The sequence below is a fragment of the Floccifex porci genome, from assembly GCF_009696175.1.
In the GTDB taxonomy this organism is placed as follows: Bacteria; Bacillota_I; Bacilli_A; order Erysipelotrichales; family Erysipelotrichaceae; genus Floccifex; species Floccifex porci.
On sequence record NZ_VUMM01000001.1, the window covers coordinates 50,503 to 68,070 of the forward strand.

Consider the following 17,568-nt stretch of genomic DNA (forward strand, 5'->3'; position numbering starts at 1 on the left):
ATATTTTTTTAGTGAGAGGGAGTATATATTATGGTTAAATTTTTTAAATACCTTTTTTCTATTTTATTTGTAGTAGTTATCTCTATGATAAATGTAGTGCCAACATTTGCTCAAGAAACATACGATACAGATACAATTACTTGTGAAACAGAAGAAAATCAGGACTCTATTAATTCAAGAAATAATGAAATTGAAGAAGAAATGATATCTATAGACTCATTTTTAATAATAGAAACTGAAGATTTCACAACAAGAGATTTTATTTTATCATTATTAAATCAAGATAACTTTTCAAATTTTTCGATTGATATTAAAGATGAAAATGGAAACGTTATTAATATAAAAAGTTGTTTTGAAGGGGAAAATAAGGTGTTATTTTCATATAAATTTGAAAAAGGAATTTATAATGTTGATAAAATACATTATGAATTGAATAATCAATCTTATGTGTTTGATTTTACAAAAACACAATTTAATAATAAATTTGAAGTAAAAGATGATTTAGATTATGGAATAAATGCATTAAATGAAGAAATAGATGATGACGAAAAACAGATTTCATATCAGACACATGTACAAACATATGGATGGCAGGAAACAAAATATGACGGTGAAACAAGTGGTACAACAGGCCAGTCAAAACGTCTGGAAGGTATCACAATCAAATTAATAGGGACACAGTACAGCGGAGATATTCTATATAAAACACATGTACAAACATATGGATGGCAAGAATGGAAATCAAACGGGCAGGTAAGTGGAACAACTGGTGAATCCAAGCGATTAGAAGCAATTCAGATTAAACTGTCAGGTGACATTTCAAATTACTATGATGTATATTATCGAGTACATGCACAGACGTTTGGATGGCTAGGATGGGCTAAGAATGGTGAAAAAGCAGGTACAGAAGGATTATCTAAACGATTAGAGGCTATAGAAATTGTTCTTAGAGAAAAAGATGATCCTATTACCACTTCAGGTAAATCTTATATTGGTGTTGATTCTATTGGAACTTTATCTTATTCAGTTAATTATAGTAATACAGGCTGGCAAGATAATAAATCTAATGGTGAAACTTCCGGTTCTACTACAAATAATATAGGAATAAATGGAATAAAAATTAATTTAGATAATTCTGATGTAAATTCTTTTAAGGGAAATATTAATTATCAAATATACAATAAGGATGCTGGATGGAGTAATGTTGCTTCTAATGGAGATACATTAGTTTTTACTGATGGTAATACTATTAATGCAATAAAAATTAGTTTAACTGATGAACTTTATACTTATTGTGATATTTATTATCGTACATATATTACGGACATTGGATGGTTAGGATGGGCTAAAAATGGTCAATCTGCAGGTTCATCAAAAATTGGAAATGGTATTGAGGCCATTCAAATTATGATAAATATGAAAACAACTTCAGCACCTGGACATAACTTAAACTATTATCGAGAATATATTAATTCTACTATGCAGTCTGCTTACGAAATAAATAACTCTTTGGGAAGAGATTTGAGGAAAGCTTTTGATTATGCGAAAAACATTGAATATTCTAGATATGAACCAGCAGATGTAAACTCATATGGAAGTGAAAATTATGCAAAATATGGTTTTGCTAATCAAAGAGGAAATTGTTATGTTATGGCTGCTGTATTTACATATTTAGCACAAGAATTAGGATATGATGCACATCAAGTGGGTGGGCAGCAAGGTAGTTTAAATACACCACATTCTTGGGTTGAAATTGTAGTAAATGGTACTATTTATGTGTGTGATCCTGATTTTGAAAAAGAATTAGGAAGAAATGGGTTTATGTTTACCTATGGATCTTCAGGAACATTAAAATATCATGATTATAGTCGTATGAACTAAGAAAGGAAGTATATATGAATAAAATTTTAAAGTTTATTTTATCGAGTTTTGTTTGCTTTTCTTTTATTTTAAATGGGTGTAGTAAAGTGGATGAAAATAAAGAAACTGAAAAGAAAATTATTGGTATAAAAATTGAAGGGGAAAATGTTTATATTGTAAATATAATTAATTCAACTGATAAAAATATTATCGAATTTTCTATTAAATCAAATTTTGATGAATATTGTAATAATATGTTAAGTGAAGATTTTATTCCGAACGAAGAAAGAGTTCTTTACTATGATGCAAATAAGGCTATTGAAGAAAGCAAAAAGCAAAACGATTCTGAAATGGAAACATATCCAGACTTTACTATTCATTTAAAATTTGATGATGAATCAGAATTTGAATTACATTCTTTTCCTTTTGACGATGTAGAAACGGCTGAAATTAAAATGGAAGATGAAATTGTCTTTATTGAATATAATTCTATTCAACAAGACAAATTGGTTTCAACAAAAGATGCTGAATTAAAAATTAAATCTGATAAAGAAAATTCAGAGGATATTCAAGAAAGTGTTGATGAACAAAATGAACCAATAAATCAAGATTCTATTCAATATCCAGATTACGATTATGCACAAGATTATGAAAGTGTACAAGAACAAAATCAAGTTGTTGTACAGCCTCCTGTTAGTGGTAGTGAAACATCTAATGAAGGTTGTTTAGGAGATGATGTTGATACATGGTAAAGAATAACAATGTTTTAAGTTTTTTCTATATAAGAGTATTATCTTGCGTTGGTATTTTGATTCTCCATATATTGAACAGTGCTGTTGGATTATATAACAGCACTGTTAATATTAACGTTATTTTGACTTCAAAAATTATAGTAAATTTATTACTTTGGTGTGTACCATGTTTTGTTATGATTACTGGAGCGCTACTTCTTAATCCTGAAAAATCAATATTCTATAAAAAAATATTTTCTAAATACATATCACGTATACTTTTTGCATTGGTTTTTTGTTGTTTCTTATTTTCTATATTCGATTTAGTAATGCATGGAGAGCAATTTACTTTTCAATTTATTTTCAATTCTATAAAAAATATTTTCTTAGGTACTAGTTGGAGTCATTTATGGTATTTATATTTGTTGTTGGCTATTTATTTAATGTTGCCGATTTATAGATTAATAACTAAAAGTGCATCTAATAAAGATATTAAATATCTTTTGTGTTTATATTTTATTTTCCTATCAGCTATTTATGTATTACAAGTATTTGGTGTTTATGTAGCATTTTATATTATGGTTTCTTCTATTTATCCCTTTTATTTGTTTTTTGGCTACGCATATAAAAATAATATTGTTGAAATTAAAAATCTATTTGCAATAATTATATTTATTCTATCAAGTATTTGTTTAGCCTTCGTTACCTATTATTACAATATCGGAGTACAAACACTGGAAGTATTATTAAATTACTCATCAATTTTTGTTGTACTTCAATCCGTAAGTTTATTTTGTATTTTAAATAATATCAAATGGAAGGAAAATAAATTTATAAAAGTTATTGACCAATGTTCGTTTGGAATTTATTTGTTACACATGATTTTTGTAAAAATAATTTTAAAGTATTTATGTATTAATCCATACGATTCATTAATTATGTTGATTTCTGTCATATCAGTAACGTTTCTTTTTTCTTTTTGTACGACAATTATATTAAAAAAAATACCATTTATTAAATCATTCATATAAATAAAAAGGTGTGGATAAAGTACATTTAATGTTTCTTTTCAAAGATGAACCACACTTTTTATTGTTATAAAATCATTTTTAGATTAATATAAAAAAAAGGGGGAAAAATGAAAAGAGTTCTTAAATTATCATTCTCAATCTTTTTAGCTATGACAATGTCATTATCAAATTTTGTTTCAATATTTGCGCAAGAAGAACAGAGTGAACAAATTGTAGAAATACAAAATGAGATAGAAAATGAAGACTTAGATGTAGAAGAAAATATAAATTCTGAAGAAATGAATGTTGAATCTCAAATTGAAGATTCAGATACAAATACAGAATTAACAGGTGATTCTACATGTATTGAATACTTTTTACTGGAAGAATCCAATGTATCTTCTACACAAAATTTTGTTTTATCTTTATTAAAAGACGAAGGATATACAAATTTTTCAATTGATGTAAGTGATGCATATGGAAATATTTTTAATGTTGAAAGTAATGAAAGAGTAAACAACTTAATAAAATTTACTGAATCTTTTTCAAGTGGAGCTTATATTGTTACAAAAATACATTATCAGTTAAATGAACAAAATTATGTAATTTCTTTAAGTGATATTGGAATTGAAGCAAAATTTGGTGTCAATCAGGAAGTATATTCTGAAAATGAGCTGGTAGATTTAGAAGAGATATCAGAAGGTTCAAGTTCTCAAGAAGGAGTTGTTTCAATTGATTCAGAAAATATGCATTCTTCATCTGAAATTATTAAAGAAGAGTTAAATGTACCACAATCATATTCAATTTCATCTTATGCTTTAGATAATGAATCCGATGAAATTATTCTTTGTTTAGATCCTGGACATGGTGGAAGTGATTCAGGTACTTATACCTATTATTCATCACAAAATGGATTGTATGAAAAATACTATAATCTTAAAATTGCACAGTACTGTAAACAGGAACTGGAAAAGTATGCCAATGTAAAAGTATATTTAACTCGTTACGATGATACGGATTTAGATTTAAAAGAAAGAGCCCAGATTGCCTCAGATTATGGTGCTAGCTATCTGATTAGTTTTCATCTAAATGGTTTAAATGGAACGAATAGAGGAGCTGTTATTTTTTATCCAAATACAAATTATAGACCCGATTTATCTGAAGATGGAAAAGTGGTAGCTCAAAGTGTATTAAATGAATTAACGGCTTTAGGAATTCAAAGTATGGGAATTCGTACCAATACGATTGATGGACATGATGAAAAGTATGATTATCCAGATGGGTCTGAAGGGGACTATTATGGAGTCATTCGTCATGCTAAGAATTTGGGTATTACAGGTTTAATTATTGAACATTGTTTTGCGGATAATAAAGCCGATTTTGATGCATTCTTAAGTTCAGAATCTAAACTTCAGAATTTAGGAATTGCAGATGCAACAGGTATAGCAAAGGCTTTAGGATTAAAAATATATGATCAAGATGATTTTGTTATACAAAATAAAAACATTATCAATGATGGAACTTATATGATTTCGTCGAATTCTTCTTATGTAATTGGCTTGAATTCAAATGATGTGAATTTATCAGAGAACACAAATCTAGATTTACAAGCATGGAGAGTTATTAATCATGATAACGGATATGTTTCTTTTATGAATGTATACAATGGTAAATACTTAAATTGTGATGGTGATTCATTGACTTTATCTGAGGATGACTTATCTATGAGTAGTTTATGGGTTGTTTCGAAACAAAATAGTAACTATTACATCCATTCAGGAATCGACATAAAATATGTGCTATCTAATGAAAACAATCAAATTAAGCTTTCGTTAAATAAAGAATTAGAAAATCAAAAATGGAGTTTTATTTCATTTAATCAAAATATTGCATCTGTGTTATATAAAACACATTTAGAAACTGTTGGCTGGACTTCTTGGAAACAAAATGGAGAGGAAAGTGGTTCCTTAACATATAATCAAGGAATTCAAGCATTAAATTTAAAGCTATCAGAAAATATTAATGGTTCTATACTATATCAAAGTTTATCGAACAATTCATGGGGAAATTGGCAATCTGATGGATCTTTGAGTGGAACGACTGGTAAAGGAATTAATTTAGAAGCAATTCGAATTAAATTATCGGGTGAAGCTTCTCAAAAATATGACATATACTATCGAGTTTATTCAACAAAATATGGATGGCAAGGATGGGCTAAAAATGGACAAGCATCTGGTTCAAATAGCATGAATTCAAAAATTGTTTCGATTCAAGTCAAATTGTTGTTGAAGGGAATTAATCCCCCTGGAAGTACAGAAAATTGTTTCTATGAAAAACAGATTTCATATCAGACACATGTACAAACATATGGATGGCAGGAAACAAAATATGACGGTGAAACAAGTGGTACAACAGGTCAGTCAAAACGCCTGGAAGGAATCACAATCAAATTAACGGGAACACAATACAGCGGAGATATTCTTTATAGAACCCATGTACAAACATATGGATGGCAGGATTGGAAATCAAACGGGCAGGTAAGTGGAACAACTGGCGAATCCAAGCGATTAGAAGCAATTCAGATTAAACTGTCAGGTGACATTTCAAATTACTATGATGTATATTATCGAGTACATGCACAGAACTTTGGATGGCTAGGATGGGCTAAGAATGGTGAAAGTGCAGGTACAGCAGGATATGCTTATAGACTGGAGGCCATTGAGATACAGTTAGTACCAAAAGGTCAAACTGCGCCTGGAAGTACAGAAAATTGTTTCTATGAAAAACAGATTTCATACCAGACACATGTACAAACATATGGATGGCAGGAAACAAAATATGACGGTGAAACAAGTGGTACAACAGGTCAGTCAAAACGCCTGGAAGGAATCACAATCAAATTAACGGGAACACAATACAGCGGAGATATTCTTTATAGAACCCATGTACAAACATATGGATGGCAAGAATGGAAATCAAACGGGCAGGTAAGTGGAACAACTGGCGAATCCAAGCGATTAGAAGCAATTCAGATTAAACTGTCAGGTGACATTTCAAATTACTATGATGTATATTATCGAGTACATGCACAGAACTTTGGATGGCTAGGATGGGCTAAGAATGGTGAAAGTGCAGGTACAGCAGGATATGCTTATAGACTGGAGGCCATTGAGATACAGTTAGTACCAAAAGGTCAAACTGCGCCTGGAAGTACAGAAAATTGTTTCTATGAAAAAAATATTCCTATAGAACCAGAACAGCCAGAATTACCAGAAACCACTTTACATCCAATTATGGGAAATAGTGAAGTCACTGTAAATCAAATGGTTTCCTATTTTAAATCAAAAAATCCAAACTACGATACTTTCTCAAAATATGGAACTACATATGATGGTATTTTAGCGAGTGGTGGAGCTCCAACAATTGAATCTTTCTGTCAAATGTACTATGAAGAAGCTTTGATGGAAGGAATAAAACCTGAAATTGCTTTTGCGCAGGCAATGTTAGAAACTGGATTTTTACAATATGGTGGAGATGTAAAACCAGATCAGTATAACTTTGCCGGAATGGGAGCTACTGGTAATGGAGTAGCTGGTAACAGCTTTGATAATGTAAGAATGGGAATACGTGCTCATATTCAGCACTTAAAATGTTATGCTTCTACAGAACCATTGAATAATGATAGAGTGGATCCAAGATGGTCTGAAAGTTTAAGAGGAAAAGCTTTATATGTTGAATATTTAAGCATTCCAAACAATCCATATGGAACTGGATGGGCAGGGGATCCTAACTATGCTGAAAAGTTATTAACTATGGTTAATGATATAAAAGCAATATAACTGCAAAGTGAAATTCACTTTGCTTTTTATTTGTTCTCTTCATTGTTTCTTAAATTAAATTTTGGTAAACTTGTATCAGAAAAGTGAGGAAGACTATGAATGGATATGAAAGAAGAATGAATATTATAGAATATCTTCAAAACAGTGATAAAGCGGTTTCTGGAAAAGATTTAGCTTCTTTATATCGTGTATCCAGACAGGTTATTGTACAGGATATAGCTCTTCTTCGTGCAAAAGACTATGATATTGTATCCACAAATCATGGTTATATTTTAAATGAAACGAAAAAAGTGACTCGTGTATTTAAAGTAAAACACAGTGATGAAAAAACACAGGAAGAATTGGAATGCATTGTAGATTATGGAGGTATCATTGAAGATGTATTCATTTATCATAGACGCTATGGAATTGTAAGAGCAAAAATGAATATTCGTTCCAGAAATGATATCATCCATTTTTTAGAAGATTTAAAAAGTGGAAAATCGACTTATTTAAAGAATGTAACATCCGATTATCATTATCATACAGTGAGTGCTCCTACAGAAACGATACTAGATCTAATCGAAAAACAGTTAGAAGAAAAAGGTTTTATTGCTCAACTTCAAGATTATGAACCAGAAGACATTAAGAAATCCTCTTAATGTCTTTTCATTTGATTTTTGATACATATAAGTTTATAATTTCCATATATTTAACCTATGTTAAATAAAGGAGGAATTTGATGTTACGTTGTGAAAACATTATTAAAGACTATCCTACTAGTGAAGAAGTGGTTCATGCTTTAAAAGGAGTTAGTTTATCCTTTCGTAATAATGAATTTGTTTCCATTTTAGGACAAAGTGGATGTGGAAAAACGACTTTTTTAAATATCATTGGAGGATTGGATCATTATACAAGTGGAGATTTGATCATTAATGGAAAGTCTACACGAAATTATAAAGATAAAGACTGGGATACGTATCGAAATCATAAAATTGGATTCGTGTTTCAAAGTTATAATTTAATTACGCATCAAAGTGTATTGTCCAATGTTGAATTGGCTTTAACTTTAAGTGGAGTTGGTAAAGAAGAAAGAAAAAAAAGAGCAATAGAAGCGTTAACAAAAGTTGGATTAAAAGATCAAATCTATAAAAAACCAACTCAATTATCTGGAGGACAAATGCAGAGAGTTGCCATTGCTCGTGCCATTGTCAACAATCCAGATATCATTCTGGCCGATGAGCCCACTGGGGCTTTGGATTCATCTACTTCCATTCAAATTATGGAAATTTTAAAAGAAATATCCAAAGATAAACTGGTTATTATGGTCACTCACAATCCTGAACTGGCTCAAAAATATTCTTCTCGTATTATTCGTTTATCGGATGGAGAAGTGATCAGTGATTCAAATCCTTATAATGAATTTGAAGAATTAAATAATTCTCAAATCGATAAAAAAACAAGTATGTCTTTTAAAACGGCTTTATCGTTAAGTTTAAATAACCTGATGACAAAAAAAGCACGTACAATTCTAGTATCTTTTGCGGGAAGCATTGGGATTATTGGAATTGCCTTGATTTTATCTTTATCCAATGGAGTTCAGTCTTACATTGATTCTGTTGAAAGTGATACGATGACAGCTTATCCTATACAGATTCAATCTACAACAATGGATATGACCAGTATGATGGAAGCTATGGCCGGTAAAGAAGAAAGCTCAAATGAAAAAAGAGAAGACAATCAGATTTATACGCGTTCTTTTGTTAATGATGTTCTAGAAAGCATTGCTTCTTCTAAACAGAATAACTTAGAAGAATTAAAAAAATATATTGAAAGTGAACAGGGAAAAGAATTAAGAGAAAACACTCGTGCGATTGAATATTCTTATGGCTTAAACTTAAATGTTTATAATGAAGATACAGACAGTGGTTTAATTCAGGTTTCTCCTAATGGTTTAATTGATAAACTGGGAATGAGTGATATGGTAGATCTTCGTTCGCAATTTATGGCTGGTACATCAGATGCCAATGAAGTATGGCTTCAATTACCAGACAGCAATACGTTAAAAGAAAGTGAATTTGAATTATTAGAAGGATCCTGGCCACAAAATTATAACGAAGTGGTAATTGGTGTGGATAGTGACAATAATATTACAGACTATGCGTTATATTCTTTAGGTTTACTGAATCAGGATGAAGTGGTAGATTCCTACAATAAGATTTTACAGGGAGATTCAAATGAAATTGAAACAACAAACAACAAAAAATCTTATTCTTATGAAGAATTAATGAATTCAAAATTTAAACTGGTATTCAATTGTGATTTATTTGAAAAAGTAAATGGAATTTGGATCGATCAAAGTGACAATGAAGATTATATAAAAAATGTAGTTAAGAATGCACAGGAAGTGAAAGTGGTCGGTATCATTCGTCAAAAAGATAATACAATGTCTTCTGGTATGTTAGGGGGAATTTATTATTCTTCTAAAATGTCAGATTATGTCATTGAACAATGTGAAAATTCACAAATTGTAAAAGAACAGAAAGAAAATAAAGACATTAATATTTTTACTGGAAACAGTTTTAAATCCAATGAAAAATTAGATTTTTCCTCCTTAACTCCACAACAGCAGATGCAGTTTGCTTCTATGTCACAAGAAGAAATGATGGCTTATATGCAAACATACAATGACAATATGAATGCTTCTTATGAATCGAATTTAAAGAAGATGGGAGTGGTGAATTTAGATTCCCCAAGTCAGATTTCTTTATATGCTAAAGATTTTGACAGTAAAGAAGCATTAGCCGATTGTATTGAAGATTATAATGATTTACAGGAAGAAAATGGAAATTCTAATAATGTGATCAGTTATTCTGATATGGTCGGTATGATGATTTCTTCTGTGTCCAGTGTGGTAAATATGATCAGTTATGTACTTATTGGATTTGTTTCCATTTCTTTAGTTGTATCTTCCATTATGATTGGAATCATTACATATATTTCTGTATTGGAACGTACAAAAGAAATTGGAATTTTAAGAAGCATTGGAGCAAGTAAAAAAGATGTTTCTCGTGTATTTAATGCGGAAACTTTTATTATTGGACTGACAAGTGGATGTATGGGTATTTTTATTACGATCTTATTAAATATTCCAATTTCTACCATTGTCGCATCGAAAACAGGAGTGGAACACATCGCAAAATTACCATGGCAGGGAGCTATTATTTTAATTCTTATTTCTTTGGTTTTAACTTTAATTGCAGGTTTGATTCCATCTAAATATGCATCTAAAAAAGATCCAGTGGAAGCATTGAGAACAGAGTAAAAAAGATTGTTACGAAATAATTTCGTAACAATTTTTTTATGCTTTAGATGTTTTTTTTAGAGAAAAATAACTTTAAAAAAATTTAAAACAAATGATTTAATAGATTTTAATATTGAAAATAAAATTTATAAAAAATTAAAGATTACCTTTAAGAATATTTTATTGAAAATTTCAAAAAAATATTAAATTATATTGAAAACGCATACATATTTACTTGAATTTGATTTATTTTTCTTTCAAAAGTGGTATACTTAAAACAGGTTACAAAGTATAGGAGGATGACTATGGAACAAAATAATATGGTCGCCATGATTTTAGCCGGTGGCCGTGGAACGCGTTTATACGATTTAACAAAGAAAAACGCAAAACCAGCTGTTTACTTTGGTGGGAAATATCGTATTATCGACTTTCCATTAAGTAACTGTGCAAATTCTGATATTAACATTGTTGGAGTGTTAACTCAGTATGAACCAGTGACATTGAATGCATATGCAGGACAAGGACAAAGATGGGGTCTTGATACTGCAGGAAGTGGTGTATACGTATTACCACCTAGTGAAAAAGATGGAACAAAATTTGGTGTTTATAAAGGAACTGCCGATGCCATCACTCAAAACATTGATTTCTTAGATAATGCCGATCCAGAATATGTATTGATCTTATCTGGTGACCATATCTACAAAATGGATTATGCGGATATGTTAGCAACACACAAAGCGAATAATGCTGATTTAACAATTGCGGTAATGCCTGTACCTTGGGAAGAAGCTCCTCGTTTTGGGATTATGAACTGTGATGAAACAGGACGTATTGTTGAATTTGAAGAAAAACCAGCTCAACCTAAGAGTAATTTAGCTAGTATGGGTATTTATATCTTTAACTGGAAACAGTTGAGAAAAGCATTGGTTGCGGATATGAATAAAGAAGGAAGCAACCATGACTTTGGTAAAGATATCATCCCTGATTTCTTAAATTCAAATAAAAAATTATTCTCTTATCGTTTTGAAGGATACTGGAAAGATGTTGGTACCATTGATTCTTTATGGGAAGCCAACATGGACTTATTAAATAAAAATAATGAATTGGATTTAGATGATCCAAACTGGAAAATTTATACAGAAGACATTCCAGCACTTCCACATTATATTTCCGAAACAGGAAGCGTTAAAAAATGTTACATCAATCAGGGAGCTATCATCAACGGTGATGTTAAAGAATGCGTTATTTCCAATGGAGTTGTGATTGGTGAAGGAGCAGATGTACAAAAATCTGTATTAATGCCTGGAGTTAAAATTGGTGCTGGTGCAAAAGTTTACCGTGCTATTTTAGCAGAAGGTGTAAAAGTGGAAGATGGAGCCGTAGTTGGTTCTATCAATAGTAAAGAAATCGCGTTAATTGCTAAAAACGTGAAGAAAGGGGAATAAGATATGGCTACAGCATTAGGTATTGTTTCATATAATGATTCAACTGTATATGTACAAGGATTGCAGCAGCATCGTCCTATCGCTTCTTTCTCATTCTTAGGACGTTACCGCTTACTAGATGTACCTGTTTCAAATATGACAAATTCAGGTATGGATGATATTGAAATTTATGTAAATGGAAATCCTCGCTCTTTATTTGATCATATTGGAGATGGACGTCAATACAATATTAATTCAAAACATGGAAGTTTAAGTTTAATTCCTCTTTATAAAGAAACTGGATTAGGTACTTCTATTTATACAAGTGATGTTGAAAGTTATTATGATAATATTGATAACATCATCGAAACAAAACATGATTATGTCATTATTGCACCTGTAAACTATATTTATACAACAAATTATGCAGAATTGCTGCAGCAGCATATTGAAAGTGGTGCTGATATTTCTATGCTGTATAAAACAGTTAATGATGCTAATGAAAAATATATCAACTGTGATACATTGGCATTGAATAAACAAAAAGGTGTAGAAGGAATCGAATTAAATGTAGGTCGTTATAAAAAACGTGATCTTTCTTTATTGACTTACATTATGAAAAAAGATATTTTTGTTTCTTTAATTGAAGAAGCAAGAAAAGTATCCAGAATGTATTGGTTAAAAGATATCATCAATGATAAATGCGCTGAATTGGATATTCGTGCAATTGCACATCGTGGTAAAGTATACTGCATTAATGATTTAAAATCTTATTTTGATGCAAATATGGATATTTTATCATTAGATAACATGAAAGAATTCTCTGATCCAAAATGGCCAATTTATACAAATACATCGGATACAGCTCCAGTTGTTTATATTGGAGATGGTACTGCTCAACAGTCTTTGATTTCAAATGGTTCTCAAATCAGTGGTACAGTAAAACATTCAATTGTTGGACGTAGCTGTAAAATTGGAAAAGGAGCTATTATTGAAAACTGTGTAATTACAGAAGATGTTGAAATTGGACCAAATGCGATTCTTCAGAATGTTATCATTGATAAACATTCAAAGATCATTCATAAGAAAGAATTGGTTGGACAAGATTATGAACCTCTATATATCGGTAGAAGGGAGAAAATTTAATGGCAACGATTTTAATGGTTGCTTCGGAAGGCTTACCATTTATTAAAACGGGTGGATTGGCCGATGTGATTGGATCTGTTCCAGCAGCCCTGACAGAACAAGGACACGAAGTATCTGTTATCATGCCATTTTATAAAAAAATTAAAGATAAATACGCTACAAAATTTAATGACGTATTTACTTTTAAAAAGGAATACAATGTTTCAATCTATTATCGTGAAATTCCAGTTCGTATTTATTCATCTGAAGTAGATGGTGTAACATTCTATTTTGTAGAACACCAGGGATATTTTGAAAGAGATGAATTGTATGGATATAACGATGATGGAGAACGATTTGGATATTTCCAGAAAGCTGTTTTGGAAATGCTGAATCAATTAAATTACTGGCCTCAGATTATTCATTGTCATGATTGGCATTCAGGTATGATTCCTTGTATGATCAAAGAATGTCATACAGACGATTATCGTTATTCACAAATTAAAACTGTATTTACGATTCATAACATTGCATTCCAGGGAAATTTTGATGCACGTATCTTAGATCCATGTCTGGGTGTGCCTTATTATTTGTATGAAAATGGAAGCGTTCGTTTTGATACAGGAATTTCCTTTATGAAATCGGCATTTGTATATGCAGATAAAATCACAACAGTTTCTCCAACTTATTCTCAGGAAATTTTAACACCTCAATATGGAGAACATATGCAATCTGTTTTGAATATGCGTAAATATGATTTGTGGGGAATCACTAACGGAATTGATATTAAATTATGGAATCCCAAAACGGATCCAGACATTTATGAAAATTATGATTTAGTAAATGTTAAAGAAGGTAAAAAAGCCAATAAGCTGGGATTACAGAAAGAATTAGGCTTAAAAGAAAATCCGGATGTTTTATTAATTGGTGTTGTATCTCGTTTAACATGGCAAAAGGGATTCTATCTATTAATGGAACAGTTAAGTGCTTTATGTGCTGCCCCAGTTCAGGTTGCAATCTTAGGTTCTGGTGAAAAAGACATCGAAAATAAATTCCGTGATCTGGAAAATGGAAATAAGGGTAAAATCGCATTCTATAAAGGATACAATGAAGCCCTGGCACATAAAATCTATGCTGGATCCGATTTATTCCTGATGCCAAGTTTATTTGAGCCATGTGGTATTTCTCAATTGTGTTCTTTGCGTTATGGAACTTTACCATTGGTTCGCGAAACAGGTGGATTAAAGGATACGGTTAAACCATACAATCAGTATGAAAAAACAGGAGATGGATTCAGTTTTGAAAAATATGATTCTGTCGATTTAATGAATAAAATTAATGATGCAGTTAATGTTTATTACAATAAACCAGAAGACTGGGATCTGCTTGTAAAAAATGCCATTACAAAAGATGTATCATGGCAAAAGAGTGCATCAGTTTATACGACAATGTATAAAGAATTACTTGATTAAAAGCTTTAAAAAGAATAAAATATTAATAAGGTTTATTAGGAGGAAAATATAATGAAACAAATCACTGTAACTGTAATCGACCCAGTTGGTCTTCACGCTCGTCCAGCAACTGTTGCTGTTAACCAGGCAAGCAAATTCCCTAAATGTGACATTAACGTTGCATTCAAAGGTCGTGAAGTAAACATGAAATCTATCATGGGTGTTATGTCTTTAGGAATCCCAACTCAGTCTGAAATCACTATCAGCTGCTCTGGTGAAGATGAAGACGATGCAATTGCTAAGATTGAAGCTACATTACGTGAACAAAAAATTATTGCTTAATAACAGATAAACGGGCCTTGTAAAAGGCCTTTTTATTTTGAAAACGATTTCATTTTTTATATATAAAGTGGTATACTTAATATATATTTAGGAGGATATAAAAATGTCTTTAGTTGATGAAAGATATGAAAAATGGGTCAATCATCCAAATTTAGATGCGCGTTATAAGGATGATCTGGCTAACATGAGTGCAGATGAAAAAAATGATGCATTCTACACATTAATTGAATTTGGTACAGCGGGGATGAGAGGTATTTTGGGACCTGGTACAAACCGTATCAACATTCATACGATTCGTAAAGCTACACAGGGATATTCCGATTTTATCATTCATGCTGGGAAAGAAGCCTGTGAAAAAGGAATTGCTATTGGTTATGACAATCGTCATATGTCTCAGGAATTAGCATTTGATTGTGCCAATTTATTAGCAAAAAACAATATTAAATCCTATGTATTTGAATCTTTACGTCCTACACCAGAATTAAGTTTTGCGGTTCGTCATTTAGGATGTTTTGGTGGAATTATGATTACTGCCAGTCACAATCCAAAAGAATACAATGGATACAAACTTTATGATGACAAAGGATGTCAGTTGATTCCTTGTTTGGCTTCTCAGGTAATTGATCGTGTAAATGCCATTGAAGATGAACTTGCAATTGATGCCAATTGTACAGAACAGCAAAAAGAATTGATTACCGTCATTGGAAAAGAAGTGGATGAAGAATACTATAAAAATGTATTGAGCATTCAATTAAATCCAGATGTAAACAAAGATATTAAAATTGTATTCTCACCAGAACATGGTACAGCGAATATTCCAGTTCAGGAAGTTTATAAACGTGCAGGATACAATTGCATTCCTGTTGTGGAACAATGTTCTCCTGATCCTGATTTTTCAAATACACCGACTCCAAATCCAGAACAGGCTGGAGCTTATGAACTGGCTTTAAAATATGCTAAAGAAAATGATGCAGATGTTATATTAGTTTGTGATCCAGATGCTGACCGTATGGGTGTAGGAGTCAAACACAATGGTGAATACGTTGTTATGACAGGAAATCAGTCTGGTGCAGTATTAATTGAATACATTCTGTCTCAATTACAGGCACAGAATAAAATGCCTGAAAATCCAGTTATGTTCAATACTGTTGTTACAAGTGATTTAGGTGAAAAAACAGCAGCAAATTATGGGGTTGAAACTGAAAAAACATTAACAGGATTTAAATTCATTGGTGAAAAAGTTGCAAAATACGAAGTCACTCATGAAAAGAATTATGTATTTGGATATGAAGAATCTTATGGTTCTTTAATCTGTCCATTTGTTAGAGATAAAGATGCACCTCAGGCTTGCTTAATGCTAGCAGAAGCAGCTGCTTATTACAAAGCACAGGGAAAAGACTTATGTGATGTATTGGATGGTTTATATGAAAGAAATGGTACATACGAAGAAAGTCAGGTTGCAATTTCATTAAGCGGTGAAGCGGGAGCAAAACGTATTAAACAGATTTTGGCTGATTTAAGAGAAAATTCTCCAAAAGAAATTGGTGGTACACCAGTTGTAAAATCAGAAGACTATAAAGAATGTACAATCAAAGAAGGAGATACAGTTAAAGAATTAACTGGATTTACTAAATCCGATGTATTGAAATACTATCTGGAAGATGGAAGCTGGATTGCTGCTCGTCCTTCTGGAACAGAACCTAAAATTAAATTCTACTATTGTATTAAAGGGGATTCAAAAGAAGATGCACATGCGAAAACTTTGAATTACCAGAAAGCAATTGCAGAATTAACAGGCACAAATTAATTAGAAAAGGTGCTTGAAGAACTATATAATATTTCATGAGGAGAAAGAAAACCTCAAACGCTTTTAGAACAGACAGAAAGTCGGGTTGAAATACTCGGCTTTTCTCTGTTTTCAGGGACTTTACCCCTGCACCACAAGTGACTACCCCAGGATTTTCTTGCGGTAGCACCACCGAAAAGGAAAAATGACCACCTTATAATGTGATGGTAATCCTTTTCGTATGGTTGCACAGTATCTTTTGCCGTTGCATCCCTGCAGAGTTGCTGATCTTTTCTGTGCTTACGAAACTTCCTTCTTTTTCTTCCATGGAATTTCTTTTGGCTCCAGATAAAACGTGACTTCTGGACGGAGTACATAGAGAATCCGATTTTGGAAGCGGAACCAGTTGGTATATCCGTTGGCATTGTTCTTGATGCATTTGATGATGCGGTTGTGATTCTCGATCATGGACCTTGTACTTTTCGTCCTTCGTGGTCATATAATCCTGCTTTACTGTTATAAATGAATGGATGATCTCGTTCTTCACACTTGGGACAGACAAAGGGTCTTTCCATAATAGAGAAGACTGTTTTACGATAGTTTGAATGATTAAAGCTTTTGATTGGGGAAGCAAAATAAAGTATCTTAATAGATGTTGAGGGGGAAATAAACTTTGTGGGTGCAATCACGTGGGTTTGTTTCCTGCCTTTTCCTTTT

Annotated in this window: 12 protein-coding genes; all 12 read left to right on the forward strand. The window is 31.5% G+C overall.

The window, feature by feature from the left end; genetic code table 11:
- Positions 1-30 precede the first annotated feature (30 nt).
- Positions 31-1,881, forward strand: coding sequence for a transglutaminase domain-containing protein (locus FYJ50_RS00200; RefSeq protein WP_154459023.1), 1,851 nt, complete (start codon positions 31-33; stop codon positions 1,879-1,881).
- A gap of 14 nt (positions 1,882-1,895) precedes the next feature.
- Positions 1,896-2,612 (forward strand): hypothetical protein, encoded by a 717-nt coding sequence (locus FYJ50_RS00205; protein ID WP_154459024.1) that lies wholly within the window; start codon positions 1,896-1,898, stop codon positions 2,610-2,612.
- Positions 2,606-3,622, forward strand: coding sequence for an acyltransferase (locus FYJ50_RS00210; protein WP_154459025.1), 1,017 nt, complete (start codon positions 2,606-2,608; stop codon positions 3,620-3,622). Before FYJ50_RS00205 ends, FYJ50_RS00210 begins: the two co-directional genes overlap by 7 nt.
- A 107-nt stretch (positions 3,623-3,729) precedes the next feature.
- Positions 3,730-7,440: an N-acetylmuramoyl-L-alanine amidase gene (locus FYJ50_RS00215; protein ID WP_154459026.1), complete on the forward strand. Its 3,711-nt coding sequence runs from the start codon at positions 3,730-3,732 to the stop codon at positions 7,438-7,440.
- A gap of 95 nt (positions 7,441-7,535) precedes the next feature.
- On the forward strand, positions 7,536-8,081 hold the full coding sequence (locus FYJ50_RS00220; protein WP_154459027.1) for a transcription repressor NadR: 546 nt from the start codon (positions 7,536-7,538) through the stop codon (positions 8,079-8,081).
- A gap of 80 nt (positions 8,082-8,161) precedes the next feature.
- Positions 8,162-10,744, forward strand: coding sequence for an ABC transporter ATP-binding protein/permease (locus FYJ50_RS00225; RefSeq protein WP_154459028.1), 2,583 nt, complete (start codon positions 8,162-8,164; stop codon positions 10,742-10,744).
- 284 nt (positions 10,745-11,028) lie between these two features.
- Positions 11,029-12,168, forward strand: coding sequence for a glucose-1-phosphate adenylyltransferase (locus FYJ50_RS00230; RefSeq protein ID WP_154459029.1), 1,140 nt, complete (start codon positions 11,029-11,031; stop codon positions 12,166-12,168).
- Between the two features lie 3 nt (positions 12,169-12,171).
- Entirely contained in the window at positions 12,172-13,293 is a 1,122-nt protein-coding gene (gene glgD / locus FYJ50_RS00235) for a glucose-1-phosphate adenylyltransferase subunit GlgD (protein WP_154459030.1), read from the forward strand.
- Complete coding sequence (gene glgA, locus FYJ50_RS00240; RefSeq protein WP_154459031.1) at positions 13,293-14,744, forward strand: glycogen synthase GlgA; 1,452 nt, start codon at positions 13,293-13,295, stop codon at positions 14,742-14,744. Before glgD ends, glgA begins: the two co-directional genes overlap by 1 nt.
- 51 nt (positions 14,745-14,795) lie before the next feature.
- On the forward strand, positions 14,796-15,065 hold the full coding sequence (locus tag FYJ50_RS00245) for an HPr family phosphocarrier protein (RefSeq protein ID WP_154459032.1): 270 nt from the start codon (positions 14,796-14,798) through the stop codon (positions 15,063-15,065).
- 103 nt (positions 15,066-15,168) lie between these two features.
- A complete protein-coding gene (locus FYJ50_RS00250; RefSeq protein ID WP_154459033.1) occupies positions 15,169-16,872 on the forward strand; it encodes a phospho-sugar mutase in 1,704 nt (567 codons plus the stop codon).
- A 369-nt stretch (positions 16,873-17,241) separates the two neighbouring features.
- Positions 17,242-17,373, forward strand: coding sequence for a hypothetical protein (locus FYJ50_RS10685; RefSeq protein WP_268891849.1), 132 nt, complete (start codon positions 17,242-17,244; stop codon positions 17,371-17,373).
- Positions 17,374-17,568: the final 195 nt, after the last annotated feature.

Bases quoted from the DNA above. Each gene is read 5' to 3' on its own strand.
- FYJ50_RS00250 (WP_154459033.1), top strand. From the start codon at position 15,169: ATGTCTTTAGTTGATGAAAGATATGAAAAATGGGTCAATCATCCAAAT.
- FYJ50_RS00215 (WP_154459026.1), top strand. From the start codon at position 3,730: ATGAAAAGAGTTCTTAAATTATCATTCTCAATCTTTTTAGCTATGACA.
- FYJ50_RS00245 (WP_154459032.1), top strand. From the start codon at position 14,796: ATGAAACAAATCACTGTAACTGTAATCGACCCAGTTGGTCTTCACGCT.
- glgA (WP_154459031.1), top strand. From the start codon at position 13,293: ATGGCAACGATTTTAATGGTTGCTTCGGAAGGCTTACCATTTATTAAA.
- FYJ50_RS00225 (WP_154459028.1), top strand. From the start codon at position 8,162: ATGTTACGTTGTGAAAACATTATTAAAGACTATCCTACTAGTGAAGAA.
- FYJ50_RS00200 (WP_154459023.1), top strand. From the start codon at position 31: ATGGTTAAATTTTTTAAATACCTTTTTTCTATTTTATTTGTAGTAGTT.
- FYJ50_RS00220 (WP_154459027.1), top strand. From the start codon at position 7,536: ATGAATGGATATGAAAGAAGAATGAATATTATAGAATATCTTCAAAAC.
- glgD (WP_154459030.1), top strand. From the start codon at position 12,172: ATGGCTACAGCATTAGGTATTGTTTCATATAATGATTCAACTGTATAT.
- FYJ50_RS00205 (WP_154459024.1), top strand. From the start codon at position 1,896: ATGAATAAAATTTTAAAGTTTATTTTATCGAGTTTTGTTTGCTTTTCT.
- FYJ50_RS00230 (WP_154459029.1), top strand. From the start codon at position 11,029: ATGGAACAAAATAATATGGTCGCCATGATTTTAGCCGGTGGCCGTGGA.
- FYJ50_RS00210 (WP_154459025.1), top strand. From the start codon at position 2,606: ATGGTAAAGAATAACAATGTTTTAAGTTTTTTCTATATAAGAGTATTA.